Consider the following 15,572-nt stretch of genomic DNA (forward strand, 5'->3'; position numbering starts at 1 on the left):
GATGAACAAGGCGCGTGCCTGGTTACGCCGACCCGTTCCAACCTTGCCCGCTTGGTGCTCCGATAACGGCTTTCCAGCAACCCCTCAGAGAAGTCCATATGACCCCCAATCCGACAATCGATAACGGATTACGCGTCGCGTTGGTGACAGGATCCACTTCCGGCATCGGTGCAGCCATTGCACGTGCACTCAGCCAGGCAGGCTATGCGGTGGTGCTCCATTCGCGAACTTCTGCGGATACGGGACGCGCTATGGCCGCTGAAATGAAGCAGGCTGTTTATGTACAAGCCGATCTTGCTGTCGAAGCTGACAGAGTCAGGCTTGTTAACGAGGCGATCGCCGCGTGGGGGCAGCTCGATGTATTGGTCAATAACGCTGGTATTAGCAGAGTCATTCCCCACGGCGACCTTGCCTCGGCCAACTCGATGGTGTGGCACGAATTGAACGAGGTGAATGTCGTGGCACCGTTCCACCTCGTCACATTGGCCGAGTCGGCATTGCGCGATGCCGCCCGTCAGCGGCGAGCGGGTTGTGTCGTGAACATCAGTTCACATGCCGGTATCCGTCCTAAAGGCGCATCGATTCCCTATGCGGTCAGCAAAGCCGCGCTGAATCACATGACCCGCTTGCTCGCGTTATCGCTGGGGCCAGACATTCGCGTAAACGCTGTGGCGCCAGGCTTGGTCGACACGCCCATGACCGCAGAGTGGACCGATGCCCAAGAGTTGTGGCGAACTCGCGCCCCGATGCGCAGGGCCGCCAGCCCAGATGACATCGCCCACGCCGTGATCATGCTGGTCGAGTCGGATTACTTGACCGGCGAGATACTCCTCTCGGACGGCGGGTTGAATCTGACCTAGTTCCCAAGCCTTGCCGGCGTCGCCAATGAACAGCACCTCACCTTGCCGGTGACCATGCTCGACCGCATCGACACTTCACGGATGGTCTTGGCAAGGTCAACCACCTCGCCCAGATCACCATTGGCTCAAGGTCAACCACCGGCGGGCAACGCCAGGCATCAGGGCTGATCGAGGGTATGGCCTATTCACTCAGCGGCGCCCCCCGTCATCCCCTGGGCCCGGCTTTTGAACAATGGCGATCCTGCTTCGAAGCCTGGCAGGCCGGCCTGGGTGCGCAAGACCTCTGGAAGGCCGCCCGCAGCGTGCATTGAACAACCAAGAGACGCCGCGCACAGGCTGTTCGACAAGTGGCGTCCTCTTTTCCTTCAAGGCTCAAGTTGCACATAGTTGAACTGACGACACCTCAGCCAGGTTGCCGTCCACTGCCTTGCCGACAGCAAGAAACTGTCTGGACGCCAATGCGCTTCACCCTTATTGGCCGGCCGCTCCAGACAGGTCGCATGAAACAACGCCTCCCCTATCAGGTCCCCCATAACACCCTCACCCCAATCAACCACGCGCCATGAATTCAAGGATCATGTACCACCTCCCCCAATGCCTCGAGCGGATAAACGCCCGAAGAAGTGGCGGGATGGGCGCGCTTGGTTCATTTGTCCAGATCCGCCAGGTTATGCATCCGTTCGCCTAACGCTCCTCGCAACCACGCCGAATGAAACTCCATTTCTTCCAGAGAAGTACCCTCGGCCAATCGGTACAGCGACTGCTTGCCTCTTGGCCCCTGACACAAAACGCTGAAATGGCCATCGCGGTCATAACTGGCGAACACGTAAGGGTAGATGCCAATGATGTCGCTATATGGCACCCGTACTTCGGTGGGCTTACGGCCGCGCCGGCTGACGGTAAGGGTCAGCAGTTGCTGGTTTTCGTCGAACGTGAAGGCCAGCACTCTGGGCACAGAGAAAATCCACGCGAAGACCAGTCCCATGAGCACGATAAAGCCCAGCAGGAACTGGATGAGAAGCGCCGTTGTGAAACTCGACCCATCGCTGCGCGGTTCACCTAGCATCGCTTCGGCCCCCAGAAGGAGCAATATCGTCAGCACCAAGACCGGCAAGGACCAAAGCACCAAGAAGCAGAACCCCATGATGGCCGATGCAGCGCTGCCCATGATCGGCAAGTCCGGATCTTGCTGCCAAATAGGTGGGTGAGGAGCAAAATCGTCGTTGCCCGGCACAGCTGGAGGCGTTGTGACAAGGCGAGATGGGCATTGGCGATTCATTGAGGAAGCTCCAGGAGTGCAGCCTTGCTGATAGCAAAATAGTATCTAGACTTCAAGGCGCTTCACCTGCATTGACTGGCAGTTCTAGTTAGGTTGTATGGAACGACATAACGACTGTAAGCATTGGATAGCAGTCAATAGCCAGATCAACTAAACCTCAATCTAAAAGGAATATAGAGATGGGTATTACCGTTACCAACAAATCATCGAAAAAGATTGAAGTCTCGGTCAACAAATGGGGCAGCGACGGCGACACCACCTTCTTTGGAATCGACAGCGGCAAGCAGGAAAGCTGGGACAGATCGGACGACCGTGGCTTTGTGCTGTCCCTGAAAAGGAACGGCACCCAGGCGCCTTACTATGTCCAGGCCACGAGCAAGATCGAAGTTGATAGCAGCACCGTGAAAGACCACGGTGAGACTATTCACCCGGTCGCCTAAGGCACTAACAGCAGCCAAGGCTGCCTTCGGCGGCCTTGGCTCAACGTTGATAAGTTGCAACTCCCCTGAATAGCCCTTTACTTGTCCGAGCCCACTTTCGGCCCTCAGTTCGACAGGTCGTGCTAATCATCAATCGCTAAGTGAACCTCGACGCGAAACAACCTGGCGCGACCATCCGGTGCCTGCCTTGCTGCGAAGCAAAAAAAACCGGCGAATATTCGCCGGTTTTCATCCCTCGCTGCTGCAGAGGCCTTGAGCGCCCCTGCCCCACCTTAGTATCAATGCGGCGCGTTCAGGGTCAGGCGCATCTGGCGGTTCACATCCTTGTACAGCAGGTAGCGGAAGCGACCTGGGCCGCCGGAGTAGCAGGCCTGCGGGCAGAAGGCGCGCAGCCACATGAAGTCGCCAGCCTCGACTTCGACCCAGTCCTGGTTCAGGCGATACACCGCCTTGCCTTCCAGAACATACAGGCCGTGCTCCATGACATGAGTCTCGGCGAACGGAATCACGCCGCCCGGCTCGAAGTTGACGATGTTGACGTGCATGTCGTGGCGCATGTCGCTCATGTCGACAAACCGGGTGGTGCTCCAGCGACCTTCGGTGTCCGGCATCACCCGCGGCTCGATGTCCTGCTCGTTGGTGACGAACGCGTCCGGGTACGGCACGCCGTCGACTTTCTGGTAGTGCTTGCGGATCCAGTGGAAACGCGCCTCGGTGCCGCTGGTGTTGCGCAGCTTCCAGTCGGCCGCCGGCGGGATGAAGGCATAACCACCGGGCTTGAGGACGTGCTCCTGGCCCTGCAGGGTCAGGTTGACTTCGCCTTCGACGACGAACAGCACCGCTTCGGCGTTGGGGTCCTGCTCGGGCTTGTCGCTGCCGCCATTGGCGCCCACTTCAACGATGTACTGGGAAAAGGTTTCGGCAAAACCCGACAGCGGACGGGCAATCACCCACATGCGCATGTTGTCCCAGTGCGGCAGGTGACTGGTGACGATGTCACGCATCACGCCCTTGGGGATCACGGCATAGGCTTCGGTGAACATGGCACGGTCGGTGAGCATTTCGGTCTGCGCCGGGTGCCCGCCGTGGGGTGCGTAATAAGTGGTTTTGGACATCGAGACTCTCCTCATTGTTGTTTTGCTACCCCGTGCAGCAGCGCCGCCGGGGTGAACAAATCTGCGGAGCGACGCGCCAGGCAATGCTGCGGATCGCTGCTGGCCATCACGATATCCAGCGCCGCCTTCATGCACAAATTAAATACCGGAATCCGGTATATTCATTTATCAAATAGCAAACAGACTCAGCCACGGGTGTCCTGGGCCAGCACCCGTGACAATACCCGGGCCAGCTCCTTGACCATGGGATCCGCCGCCGGACGGTGCAGCAACGCCACCTCGAACACATCCACCGATGGCAACCCGCTGCTGCGGGCCAGGACCTGATGCCCCGCCGTCACCGCGCGCAGCGGCAGCAGGCCGATGCCCATGCCATCGGCAATCGCCGACTGCAGGCCGCTGAGACTGGAGCTGGTGAAACTGATGTGCCAGCGCCGGCCGATGGACTCCAGGGCATTGATCATTTCATCGCGGTACACCCCACGCGGCGGGAAGGTGACGATGGGCAGCGGGTCGAGGTCGATGCAGGGGTTTTTCGCGCTGTCCACCCAGCGGGTCTTCTCCGGCCAGCAGCCCAGGGCCTCGCGGCTGTTGCGCAGTTGCTTGAGCACCACCAGGTCCAGTTCGCCGCGGTCATAGCTGGCGCTCAGGTCGCGACTCATGCCGCTGGTGACTTCCAGCTTGACCTGGGGATAGCGGCGATTGAAGGCGGCCAACTGCTCGGTGGTGCGCCCCGCGGCAAAGTCATCCGGTACGCCGATCCGCACTGTCAGCGCCACCGTGGCGCCGGACAGCGCCTCAAGCATCTCGTCGTTCAGCGCCAGCAGGCGCCGGGCATACCCCAGCAGCGTGGCGCCGGCATCGGTGGGCAGGACATCGCGATTGCCACGCTCCAGCAGGCGGTGCCCGGCCATCTCCTCCAGGCGGCGGATCTTCTGGCTGACGGTGGACTGAGTCGAATGCAGGCGACTGGCCGCCGTGGTGAAACTGCCGCAATCGGCCACCGTGACAATGGCCCGCAGCAAGTCGAGGTCGAACAGGCGGCTATTGGGTTTCTCGATGTTGCTCATGCAGGTATCTGTTTTCTGAATGCGAGGGCTCTTTCTACCGGTTCTTGTCCCGCGAGACAAATCCATGCAACGGCCGTGGATATGCCATCATGCGCCACCACCGCTTACCCATCCGAGAAGGACATCAGGATGCAGTTCATCCCCCTGGTCGATGCCGACCCCGCCACCCAGGCCCATGTACGCACGCTGCGCAACCAGAAAGAGGTGCGCCAGTACATGTACACCTCCCACGAAATCAGCGAGCAGGAACACCAGCGCTGGCTGAGTTCCTTGCAGGACAATCCGGCCCAGGCGGTGTTTGTCGTCATGGACGAAGGCCAGGCCCTGGGCATCGTTTCGCTGAATGCCATCAATGCCCGACAGAAGACCGCCGACTGGGCGTTCTACCTGGACGCCAAGCAGCAAGGCAAGGGCCTGGGCAGCCTGATCGAGTTCTGGATGCTGGACTACGCCTTCACCGAAGCCGGTCTTGAAAAACTCAACTGCGAGGTACTGGCCAGCAACCCTGCGGTGATCAACATGCACCTGAAATTCGGCTTCCAACAGGAGGGGCTGCGGCGCCAGAACATCCTCAAGGATGGCCAACGCATGGACGTGGTCCTGCTGGGCATCACCAAAGCGGAGTGGCAGAGCAAACGCCCGACGCTTGAGCCCCTGATCGCCCGCCTCGGCAGATAAGCCGCCAACGCGCCCGACGGTGCTTGCCACGTATCGGGCGCCCTGTCCTGGACAGGAGCAAGCGGCGGATCAGCCCTTGTTGCGGTTTTTCGCCCCGCCCTGGCGCGCCTTGAAGCGAGGATTGGATTTGCAGATCACGTAGATCCGCCCGCGACGCTTGACGATCTGGCAGTCGCGGTGACGGTTCTTGGCTTCTTTGAGGGAGGACAGGACTTTCATGGGAGAGACTCCTTGGGGTGATTTCAAAACGTAATAACATATCTTATTTGCAAACAAGAATAATTATCAACATCAAATCAAGCCCCCCTTCGAAAGAAGGTTCAGCTGGCGGCCTAGAGCATTGGCTCTAAAGATCAGCGCAAAGCGGTCGTTATCTTTTATTCACCCCACTCAAGGATGCAGTGACATGGAAATAAACAACCGTCCCCTTCCCCCCCTGACCGCCGGCGGCTCTCAGCCCGGCATCAAGCTGCCTGACTCGGGCAAGGTGCTGACCCCACCGCCCCTGACGGCGGAACAGAAAGAGGCGCTGGAAAAACTCAGAGACAAGGCCAAGGAACAGCCTCAGCCACCGGTCACGGTCACGGCGCCAAAAACCTCATTGATCGACGAAGTGGTCTGATCCGCGCCCCCCGGATGGCCACGGCCGTGCCTTGGCCACAGACAAAAAAACACCGGGCAGGTGACCAAACCTGCCCGGTGCCCGACGACCTGTCGTGTTGCTGCAATCGGCCTCAGCTCAGGCTGTTGAGGCACACCACCTTGGGCTGGGTCATTTCCTCATAGGCGAAACGCACCCCTTCGCGGCCCAGGCTGCCGTACTTGAAGCCGCCAAACGGCATGGCATCAAAACGGTAATCGGACGAATCGTTGATCATCACCCCACCGGCCTCGATCCGCCGCGCGGCGTCCATGGCGGTGCGCAGATCGTTGGTGAAGATCCCCGCATGCAGGCTGTATTCGGGCTGGTTGGCCAGGGCGATGGCCTGATCCAGATCGTCGAACGGCTGCAAGACCACCACAGGCGCAAAGACCTCGTCCTGCCACAGCCGACTGCCATGGTCGACATTCTCCAGCACCGTGGCGGCGTAGCACGAACCCCGGCGCTGATGCCCGCAGAGCAACCGCGCGCCCTGCTGCAGTGCTTCATCCACGACCTTCTGCGCGTTCTGCGCTGCCTGCAGGCTGATCATCGGCCCGATATCCGTGCTGTCGGCCGATGGATCGCCACTGACCTGCTCCCGGGCCAGGCGCACAAAGGCCTCGCGAAACGCCTCGTAGATCGAGGCCTGGACCAGCAGGCGCTGGGTGCCGATGCAGTTCTGCCCCGCCGCCCAGAACGCACCGGACACGCAGCTTTCCACCGTCGCCGCCAGGTCGCAGTCGGCCATGACGATCACCGGCGCGTTGCCCCCCAGGTCCATGGCCAGCTTCTTCAGGCCGGCGCTGCGGGCGATTTGCTCGCCGGTGACAAAGCCGCCGGTGAAGGAAATCATCCGCACCTCGCGGGCCGCCACCAGGGCCTTGCCCAATTCCGCGCCGCCGGTGGCCAGGGTCACCACCGAAGTCGGCAGCCCGGCATCGCGCAAGTAGTCCACCAGCTTGATGGCCGACAGCGGCGCCAGCTCCGACGGTTTGAGGATCACCCCGTTGCCCCCGGCAATGGCCGGGCCCAGCTTGTGCGCCACCAGGTTCAGCGGATCGTTGTAGGGGGTGATCGCCAGGATCAACCCCAGAGGCTCGCGAGAGAACCAGCCCTGGCGGTTCTCCGAACCTTCGTAAGCATCGAAGGGCAGCACCTCGCCGGCATTGCGCTTGGCCTCTTCGGCCGAGAGTTTAAGGGTGTTGACGCAGCGCTTGACCTCCTTCTGCGCCTGTTTCAGGGTCTTGCCCGCTTCATCGACGATCAGCCGGGCAAAATGCTCGGCGTCGCGCTCGATGTTCAAGGCCGCCCGCTCCAGAATCCGTGCCCGCTGATGGCGCGGCAACGCGGCGCAGTCGTTCACGCCCTGGCGCGCCTGCTGCAACAGGTAGGGCACGGCACAGGCGTCAAGGCGTGGCACGGTCCCGATCAGGCGACCATCGAAGGGGCTGCAGACGTCAATCGAATCGGCGACCGGCGCCAGACGTGACAGATTCATGGACAGGCTCCTAGCGGCTGGTGCGCGACTGGTGGATGTGGATGATGTCCGAGAGCAAGGCAAAGGCCGTCTCGATGCGCCCGGCGCCCGGCCCGGACACCGTCACCGCGCCCAGCAGTTCGGTGTTGAACGACACCGCGTTGATCGCCCCGCCAATACCCGCCAGCGGATGAGCCAGGGGCAACAGCCGCGGCTCGACGCTGGCCTGCAGCGAGCCATCGGCCAGGCGCCGGGCCGAACCGATCAGCTTCCAGCGCGCACCCTCGGCCCGAGCCTGCTCCAGGTCGGCCACTGTCAGGCCGGAGATGCCCCGGCAGCTGACATCGCTGACGGTCAGCTGTGCACCGAGCAGCTCATTGGCCAGGATCACCACCTTCAAGCGCACGTCAAAACCTTCGACATCCGCCGTCGGATCAGCCTCGGCATACCCCAGTGCCTGAGCCTCGGCCACCGCCTCGGCAAAGCCCAGGCCGGCGTCCATGCGGGTCAGCACAAAATTCGAGGTGCCATTGAGAATGCCCTCGAAACCCAGCAGCTCGCTGCCGGCCAGGGACTGCTTGGCCATGCGGATCACCGGGGTGCCGCTCATCACCGCGCCTTCGTACTCGAACGCCGCCTGATTGCGCTGGGCCAGGGCCTTGAGCTCGGCGCCGTGCAGGGCGATCGGCCCCTTGTTGGTGGTCACCACGTGCTTGCCCTGCTCCAGGGCCCAGCGACAGAAGGTGCTGGCCGGCTCGCCGTCCACCGGATTGGTGAAGGTGGCCTCGGCGATGATGTCGGCGCCGGAGTCCTTGATCACCTGTTCGTTGAGCGCCTCCACCTGACCGCCCGGCAGTTGCGCCAACGCGCCTTTGGTTGCCGGCAGCTTGCTCAGCAGACCGGCATCCAGCCCCTGGGGAGCCACGATAGAACCGAGGAACAGATCGCTGATGCCGACGATTTTCAAACTGAAACCCAGCTGTTTTTTCCATGCCTGATTGCGCTCGGCAATCAGTTGCGCCAGGGCCCGATTGACCCCGCCGAAGCCCACCAGGGCGATGTTGTATTCAGTCATTTTTGTTGTGTTCCATCCGGGTTGAAGAAGCTGATGGAGACAAGGTTAGGGGCCGGGGCCGGGCAGTGAAATATGCCGTTTTGCTGTATTTGCTGAGCATTTTGCCCAGCGCCCGTGACAGCTGCCGAAGGCTGCGCTCACAGGCACTGGCTACGCAAAACCCGCAACCAAGACTGCCCCCTGTAGCCGCTGCCGAAGGCTGCGATCGGCTCCGCAGGAGACGCCAAACCTGGCGGTGCGGTCCATCAGGACAACACACAGGGTTCCATTCATCGCAACATGCTGATTGACGGCGCAGGAAGGTCCTTCGGCCCTTTTCGCAGCCTCGCCAAAGGCTCGGCAGCGGCTACAGGGATTGCTCGGGCTATAGATCGTGTAGCCGCTGCCGAAGGCTGCGAACGGGCCTTGGGCACGCAGCGCCCCCACCCACGCGGAAGCCCCCTCGGGCCTTTTCGCAGGCTGCACCAGCGGCTACAGGAGGCCAGAAGATCCGGCTCTGCGCTCAGGCCACGGAGGACAAGACAAAGGAAGTCACGGTGTTTTCCACCCCGGGCAAGGCGGCGATGTCATTCCACACCCGGTGCACCCGCTCCGCGGTGGCGGCGCTGACCCGCACCAGTACATCGAACTCGCCGCTGAGCACTTCGCACTGGACGATCTCCGGCATCGCCCGCAGGGCCTGCAACACCTCGGCGCCGCGCATGCGGTCGTAGCGGTAGACGAAGATCAGCGCATTGATCCGGGTATCCGCCCCGCGCCCTTCGCCCACGCGAATGGTGTAGCCCTGGATCGCGCCGTCGCGCTCCAGGCGTTCGATGCGCTGGCGCACGGCATTGCGCGACAGGTTGACCTTGGCCGCCAGCTCGGCATGGGCCGCTCGGGCATTGACGCTCAGCTCGGCCAGGATGCGCTCGTCCAGAGGATCCAGAATCCGCTTCATACAGCCCCCTTGAACCGGTCCATCACAGTGCCTTCAGGCAATGCAGCAATGCGGCAAAATCATCCGCCGCCAGGGTCTGCCACTGCTGCGTCGAGGGCGCTGCCACCGGTGGCGGGACCACCCCGGGAATGCCCAGCGAGCCCAGCAGCCGCGCCGACTTGGCCGGTGCGATTTCCCCCAGGGTGACCATCGGTGCCACCAGACTGCGGCGGTACAGGCGCGCCGCCAGCACCCCGGTGGCGGCGTGGGGATCGATGACGTAGCCGGTATCCCGGTACAGGCTGACGATCTCCTTGCCGGTCTCTTCGTCGCTGACCGAATAGGAGTCGATGATCATCCGCGCCTGCAGCCAGGCCTCGTTGTTCAGGCTCATCTCGCCGCTGTCCTCGAACCCCCGCATCAGCGCCGCCACCGCCTGCGGGTCCTGGCCATACAGCTCCCAGACCAGGCGCTCCAGGTTGGCGAACAGCGACAGGTCCATGGCCGGCGACAGGCTCTGGCGGGCCTGCCCGCGGGAGTAGCGGTTCTTCAGGAACAGCTGATGCAGCGCGTCATTGCTATTGGTGGCGACAATCATCTGGGTGATCGGCAGGCCCATCTTCTGCACGATGTAGCCGGCATAGACTTCGGCAAAACTCGCCGCCGGCACGCTGAAGCCGATGGGCCGCTGACCGCCGCCCAGTTGCAGCACGGCATGGAAATACAGCACCAACTGGGCCATGACCCCCACCCAGTTGCTGGAGTTGAAGCCGATCGCCTCGTGCTCGGGCAAAGGCCACTGGCGCAGCAGGCGGCTGACCAGGGTCTGGCAGTCGTCAAAACTGCCCTGCACCGCAAAGCGCCACAACCCCGGGTGATGCGCCGCCTGCAACTGCCGCCCCTGCTGCTCGGGCACACCGTGCTGCGGGTAGAACACCAGCACCTGGGTCTGCGGGCAATCCTTGAAGGCGTCGATCGCCGCCAGCCCGGTGTCGCCGTTGCTGGCGCCCACCAGCACCCCGCGACGCTGCCGGCGCTGGAGAAAGTAGCTCACCAGCTGGGCCTGCAGGCGTGCGGCAAAGTCCTTGGCCGAAGCGCTGGGACCGTGAAACAGCTCCAGCAGCCATTCGTTGCGATCAATCTGCCGCAAAGGCGCCACCGCACGATGGCCAAAACCGCTGTAGGCCCGGTGCAGCAACGCCTTGAAGTCAGCCTCGGGCAGGCTGTCGCCGACAAAGGGGCTGAGCACGCGAAAGGCCAGTTCGGGGTAATCCAGGGTCGACCAGTTGGCGATTTCCTGGGGGCTGAAACACGGCAGCCGCTGCGGCACATACAGCCCGCCATCGGCGGCCACGCCGGACAAAACCACGGATGCAAAATCCACCTGTTCGGTGGCACTGCGAGTACTCACATAGCGCATGCTTGGCTCCGGCCAGTCATTTATAGCGATGGGCCTGCTCCACCAGCCAGGTGGAGAACTTCAGCGCATCGGGGTGTTGCTCGGCATCGGCGCCGCGCACCAGATAAAAGGATTCGCTGGCCTCGATACGCTGCTCGAAAGGCTCCACCAGGCGCCCGTCGGCCAGCATTTCAGCGACCATCGAGGAACGGGCCAGGGCCACGCCCTGGCCCAGTTCGGCCATGCGCAGGGTCGAGATCAGGGTGTCGAACTGCATGCCCCGGGACGAGTCCACGCCTCTGGCGCCGGCCCGTTCAAGCCAGTAGCCCCAGCCCTCTTCGTAGCCCAGTACATGCAGCAGTTGATGCCGAGCCAGATCGTCCGGCACCTGCAGCGGCAAGCGCGCCAGCAAGGCCGGGGCGCAGACCGGGAACAGGCTGTCCCAGGTCAGGCGCTGGGCCACCAGCCCCGGCCAATGACCGCGACCCCAGCGGATCTCCATGTCGTCCTCGCCGTCCAGTTCCTTGACCCAGATATTGCTGATGTAGCGAAGGTCCACTTGGGGCTGGGCCTGCTGGAAGGTCACCAGCTTGGGCGCCAGCCAGTGGACGAAGAACGCCAGGCTGCCGCGCACCTTGATCGGCCGGTGCTGGTGCTGGCCGAAGATCTCGTTGGTGCCCACCGCCAGCCGGGTAATGGCGTCCTGCACCACCGGCAGGTAGGAGCGCCCCTCCTCGGTCAGGTCCAGGCCCCGGGGCAGGCGCTTGAACAGCGCCACCCCGAGGTGGCTTTCCAGCTGGCGGATCTGCTGGCTCACCGCCCCCTGGGTGAGGAACAGTTCCTCGGCGGCGTGGGTGAAGTTCAGGCAGCGGGCGGACACTTCGAAGGCGCGCAGCCAGTTCAGCGGGGGCAAGCTTTTCTGCTTCATGGCCTGACTCTCATGGACACCCTGGAGACCGCTCCCGTTCTTCAGCCCTGAAGGGCATCGGACGAGCGTGCCAGAGGTGCCAGGGCCAGGCGCCGCTGGCGGCTACTGCGGGTAATGTAATACACGAAGTAGCACCAGGCGATGAAGGGCACACCGAAGTACAGGGCCACTCGCTGCTCGGGGTCGAAGCCGATGCCGACACAGGCCAGGGCGCAGCAGAACAAGGCCCCCAGCGGCACCCAGGGGTAGCCGCGGACACGGAACTTGAGCTCGCGCACATCACCGCCATTGGCCACGTAGTGACGGCGGAAGGCGATCTGGCTGGCGGCGATGCTCATCCACACCACCACCACCGCCAGCCCGGAAATCGACACCAGGGCCAGGTAGATGGTGTCCGGCGCGAACACACTACTGAGCAGCGAGGCCGCACCGCCGGCCATGCTCACGATGATCGCGTTGAGCGGCGTGCCCATGCGTGTCAGGGCCGAGAACTGCTTGGGCAAGTGGCCCTGGTCGCTCAGGGTCCAGAGCATCCGCGAGGCGGCGTACAACCCGGAGTTGGCGGCGGACAGCAGCGCGCTGATGATCACGAAGTTCATGATGTCGGCCGAGTACGGAATGCCGATGTAGGTGAACACCGTGACGAACGGGCTTTCCACCAAACCGGCCTGCTCCCGGGGCAACAGGGTGGCGAGGACGAAGATGGTGCCGACGAAGAAGATCGCCAGGCGCAGCACCGTGGTGCGGATCGCCCGTGGCACATTGCGTTGCGGATCGCGGGTTTCACCGGCAGCAATGCCGATCAGCTCAGTGCCGGAGAAGGCGAAGGACACCGCCAGCAGGGTCATGGCAATCGGCATGAAGCCGGTGGGGAACAACCCCTCGCGGGTGAAGTTGCTCAAGCCGATGCTGTGGGCCTGATCGATGTTCAACAGGCCCAGGATTGCCCCGCCACCCACCACCAGGAACACCAGCACGGTGATCACCTTGACCAGCGACAGCCAGAACTCGGTCTCGGCGAACAGCCGCACCGAGACCACGTTGGACAAAAACACCACCAGGGCGAACAGCGCGCTCCAGATCCACACCGGGGTGTCGGGAAACCAGCGGGTCATGAGGATACCGGCGGCGGTGAATTCCGAGCCAATGGCCACGGTCCAGGTCAGCCAGTACAGCCAGGCCACGGTGTAGCCGGTGCCAGGGCCGAGAAAGCGCGTGGCGTAGGTGCTGAAGGAGCCGGTCTCGGGCATCTGCACCGCCAGCTCGCCGAGGCACATCATCACCATGTACACCATCAGCGCGCCGATGATGTAGGCGATCACCGCACCCAGCGGGCCGGCCTGGTTCACCGTGTAGCCGGAGGTGAGGAACAGCCCGGTGCCGATCACCCCGCCAAGGGCGAGCATGACGATGTGCCGGGTCTGCATTTCTTGCTTGAAGCCGCCGCGCAAGTCGGTCTGTTGTTCTTGTAGGGACATGATGGTTCTCATGAAAGTTGTCAGGGCAAGTCTCAATTTCTGCGACTGTGGAAATGGGCAGAAAACAAATCGGATGCCGCCAGGTTTTTATTGTTATTCCTCTTCATGAAGCCCCCACGGGCTGCCTTGCTGTGGGGGTATTGCGCGCTCTTTCAGTGGGCCACCTCGACCCGGGCATTCAGGGAAGGGACGGCGCCGGGCGCCGGATTGTGCTTGAGGGATTGGCGCAGCCAGGCAAAGGCCTGTTGCAGATCCGCCAGCAGATCATCGGTGTCTTCGATGCCCACCGAGATCCGCACCAGGCCTTCGGAAATGCCCAGGGCCTGGCGCTCTTCCAGGGTGTTCTCCACATGGCTGGTGGTGCGCGCCGGGCCGTAGATGGTTTCCACCGCCCCCAGGTTGCCGGCGCAGTGGGCATAGCGCAGGCGCGGTAACAGCAGCTTGACGCTGTCCATGCCGCCCACCAGGACAAAACTGACGATGGCGCCGAAACCGCGCATCTGCGCACAGGCCACGGCGTGATTCGGGTGGCTCGGCAGGCCCGGGTAGTTCACCGACTCCACCAGCGGTTCGTTGAGCAGGAACTGCGCCAGCTGCGCCGCGCTGTGCTGTTGCTGGCGCATGCGCAGGGCCAGGGTCTTGATCCCGCGGATGATCAGGTAGGCCGAGAACGGATCGAGGCTGGCACCGTTGATTTCCCGGTAATGGCGCACCTGGCTCATCAGCGCCTCGCTGCCGCAGGCCACGCCACCGAGCACATCGCCGTGGCCACTGAGGAACTTGGTGGCGCTGTGGATCACCACGTCCACGCCCAGGGCCAGGGGATTCTGGTTCAGCGGCGTGGCGAAGGTGTTGTCCGCCACCACCAGGGCGCCGACCTGTTTCGCTGCGGTGACCAGACGCTGGATGTCGACGATCTTCAGGGTCGGGTTGGTCGGGGTTTCCAGGTACAGCAGGTCGCAACCCTGGGCGATCTCGGCTTCGATCTGCTGCTGGTCGAAGGTTTCGCAGAGGGTCACGGCCACGCCCATGCGCGGCAGGAACTCTTCGAAAATCTTGTTGGTGCCGCCGTAGCTGTCCTTGGTCGACACCACCCGCTGGCCGTGGCGCAGGAAGCTGTAGAGCACGCCGCTGATGGCCGCCATGCCGCTGCTGAAGGCCACCGCCGACTCGGCGTTTTCCAGGTCGCACAATTTGGCTTCCAGGGTTTCCACCGTGGGGTTGCTCATGCGGCTGTAGATGAAGCCCGGGGCCTTGCCCAGGGCCACGTCGTACCACTGGTCGATGTCGTCGTAGCCGTAGGCGGCGCTGGCGACAATCGGGGTTTGCGTGGCGTTGTAAGGGTGGCGGACTTGCTCTCCGCCCCAGACCACGCGAGTGGCGGTCCCGGGATTTTCCAGCCCTGTGCGTTCAGGTTTTTTATTCATTGCAACGGCTCACCATAGAGGGCGCGCGGCCTGTTGCCGCGCTGGATCTGGTGGCCAATATAGAGAAAAGCCCAAGCCCCGAGAAACGATGTTATCGGGGCCAAAGGGGCGGTTTTTTTAATGCCTCGCCGACCGGGAAAACGCCCATCGCGCGGAGATTTTCAAGCCACCCTTGCGCGCCGGCCATCCACCTTGCGAAGCTGACGACCGCCTGATCGAGCGCCCCACACCACCAGGAACGGCCATGAACCGCACCGAGCACCTGGGCCTGATGGCCCGCTACAACCAATGGATGAACGCCAAGCTGTACAACGCCGCCATGAGCCTGCCCGAGGGGCAGATCGTCCTCGACCGCCAGGCGTTTTTCGGCTCGATCCTCGGCACCCTCAATCACCTGCTGGCCGGTGACACCATCTGGCTCAAGCGCTTTGCCCAACACCCGACGCAGCATTCGGCGCTGGCCCCGCTGCAGCAGGTGGCCCTGCCCCAGGACCTCAAGACCCTGCTGTACCCAAACCTCGACGGGCTCTGGCAACAACGCCAATGGCTGGATCAGTTGATCCTCGACTTCAGCCAGTCCCTGAGCGAAACCGACCTGGACAGCAGCCTGCATTACGCCAACACCCGGGGCGTGGTCGCCGAGCGCAATGTGTATGCCCTGCTGGTGCATTTTTTCAATCATCAGACCCATCACCGGGGCCAGGCCAGCACCCTGCTGACCCAAGCCGGCGTGGACATCGGCGATACCGATCTGTTGCTGTTGATTCCATCAGCGCTCTGATCG

At 62.8% G+C, this 15,572-nt stretch carries 16 protein-coding genes; 5 read left to right on the forward strand and 11 right to left on the reverse strand.

From position 1 onward, the window contains the following. Window positions 1-98 precede the first annotated feature (98 nt). The gene (locus J5M73_RS17505) at window positions 99-860 is read left to right on the forward strand and encodes an SDR family oxidoreductase (RefSeq protein WP_102864794.1); all 762 of its coding nucleotides are present in this window, start codon (window positions 99-101) and stop codon (window positions 858-860) included. A gap of 646 nt (window positions 861-1,506) precedes the next feature. Here the strand turns inward: J5M73_RS17505 and J5M73_RS17510 are convergent. Further along, window positions 1,507-2,139 carry a hypothetical protein gene (locus J5M73_RS17510; protein ID WP_242553877.1) on the reverse strand — a complete coding sequence of 211 codons (633 nt, stop codon included), beginning with the start codon at window positions 2,137-2,139 and terminating at the stop codon, window positions 1,507-1,509. 179 nt (window positions 2,140-2,318) lie between these two features. On the opposite strand from J5M73_RS17510, the gene J5M73_RS17515 reads away from it, so the two are divergent. After that, on the forward strand, window positions 2,319-2,579 hold the full coding sequence (locus tag J5M73_RS17515; RefSeq protein WP_102864793.1) for a hypothetical protein: 261 nt from the start codon (window positions 2,319-2,321) through the stop codon (window positions 2,577-2,579). A 278-nt stretch (window positions 2,580-2,857) separates the two neighbouring features. On the opposite strand, the gene J5M73_RS17520 is transcribed toward J5M73_RS17515, so the two are convergent. After that, window positions 2,858-3,694, reverse strand: a complete 837-nt coding sequence (locus J5M73_RS17520; protein ID WP_047305085.1) for a bifunctional allantoicase/(S)-ureidoglycine aminohydrolase — start codon at window positions 3,692-3,694, stop codon at window positions 2,858-2,860. 185 nt (window positions 3,695-3,879) lie between these two features. Further along, complete coding sequence (locus tag J5M73_RS17525; protein WP_102864792.1) at window positions 3,880-4,764, reverse strand: LysR family transcriptional regulator; 885 nt, start codon at window positions 4,762-4,764, stop codon at window positions 3,880-3,882. A gap of 129 nt (window positions 4,765-4,893) precedes the next feature. Here J5M73_RS17525 and pseH point away from each other — a divergent pair, with 129 nt between their 5' ends. After that, window positions 4,894-5,442 carry a UDP-4-amino-4,6-dideoxy-N-acetyl-beta-L-altrosamine N-acetyltransferase gene (gene pseH / locus J5M73_RS17530; RefSeq protein WP_102864791.1) on the forward strand — a complete coding sequence of 183 codons (549 nt, stop codon included), beginning with the start codon at window positions 4,894-4,896 and terminating at the stop codon, window positions 5,440-5,442. 69 nt (window positions 5,443-5,511) lie between these two features. Here the strand turns inward: pseH and ykgO are convergent, their stop codons facing one another. Beyond that, window positions 5,512-5,661 (reverse strand): type B 50S ribosomal protein L36, encoded by a 150-nt coding sequence (gene ykgO, locus J5M73_RS17535; protein WP_011062095.1) that lies wholly within the window; start codon window positions 5,659-5,661, stop codon window positions 5,512-5,514. 187 nt (window positions 5,662-5,848) lie between these two features. On the opposite strand from ykgO, the gene J5M73_RS17540 reads away from it, so the two are divergent. Further along, window positions 5,849-6,064, forward strand: a complete 216-nt coding sequence (locus J5M73_RS17540) for a hypothetical protein (protein ID WP_060844058.1) — start codon at window positions 5,849-5,851, stop codon at window positions 6,062-6,064. A gap of 112 nt (window positions 6,065-6,176) precedes the next feature. Here the strand turns inward: J5M73_RS17540 and J5M73_RS17545 are convergent, their stop codons facing one another. The 7 genes from J5M73_RS17545 to J5M73_RS17575 all read right to left on the reverse strand — a co-directional run bounded on the left by J5M73_RS17545 (window position 6,177) and on the right by J5M73_RS17575 (window position 14,788). Further along, window positions 6,177-7,583 carry an aldehyde dehydrogenase family protein gene (locus tag J5M73_RS17545; protein WP_102864790.1) on the reverse strand — a complete coding sequence of 469 codons (1,407 nt, stop codon included), beginning with the start codon at window positions 7,581-7,583 and terminating at the stop codon, window positions 6,177-6,179. Window positions 7,584-7,593: 10 nt separating this feature from the next. Beyond that, the gene (locus J5M73_RS17550; RefSeq protein WP_102864789.1) at window positions 7,594-8,637 is read right to left on the reverse strand and encodes a homoserine dehydrogenase; all 1,044 of its coding nucleotides are present in this window, start codon (window positions 8,635-8,637) and stop codon (window positions 7,594-7,596) included. A 502-nt stretch (window positions 8,638-9,139) separates the two neighbouring features. Further along, the gene (locus J5M73_RS17555) at window positions 9,140-9,577 is read right to left on the reverse strand and encodes an Lrp/AsnC family transcriptional regulator (RefSeq protein WP_102864788.1); all 438 of its coding nucleotides are present in this window, start codon (window positions 9,575-9,577) and stop codon (window positions 9,140-9,142) included. A gap of 22 nt (window positions 9,578-9,599) precedes the next feature. Next, window positions 9,600-10,976, reverse strand: a complete 1,377-nt coding sequence (thrC, locus tag J5M73_RS17560) for a threonine synthase (protein ID WP_102864787.1) — start codon at window positions 10,974-10,976, stop codon at window positions 9,600-9,602. 16 nt (window positions 10,977-10,992) lie between these two features. After that, window positions 10,993-11,883 (reverse strand): LysR substrate-binding domain-containing protein, encoded by an 891-nt coding sequence (locus J5M73_RS17565; RefSeq protein ID WP_102864786.1) that lies wholly within the window; start codon window positions 11,881-11,883, stop codon window positions 10,993-10,995. A 41-nt stretch (window positions 11,884-11,924) separates the two neighbouring features. Further along, complete coding sequence (locus J5M73_RS17570) at window positions 11,925-13,361, reverse strand: amino acid permease (protein WP_102864785.1); 1,437 nt, start codon at window positions 13,359-13,361, stop codon at window positions 11,925-11,927. Between the two features lie 152 nt (window positions 13,362-13,513). After that, the gene (locus J5M73_RS17575; protein WP_102864784.1) at window positions 13,514-14,788 is read right to left on the reverse strand and encodes a cystathionine gamma-synthase family protein; all 1,275 of its coding nucleotides are present in this window, start codon (window positions 14,786-14,788) and stop codon (window positions 13,514-13,516) included. A gap of 244 nt (window positions 14,789-15,032) precedes the next feature. Between J5M73_RS17575 and J5M73_RS17580 the strand changes: the two genes are divergently transcribed. After that, entirely contained in the window at window positions 15,033-15,569 is a 537-nt protein-coding gene (locus tag J5M73_RS17580; protein ID WP_102864783.1) for a DinB family protein, read from the forward strand. Window positions 15,570-15,572: the final 3 nt, after the last annotated feature.

The organism is Pseudomonas sp. 50_B, assembly GCF_017491625.1.
Classification (GTDB): Bacteria; Pseudomonadota; Gammaproteobacteria; order Pseudomonadales; family Pseudomonadaceae; genus Aquipseudomonas; species Aquipseudomonas danubii.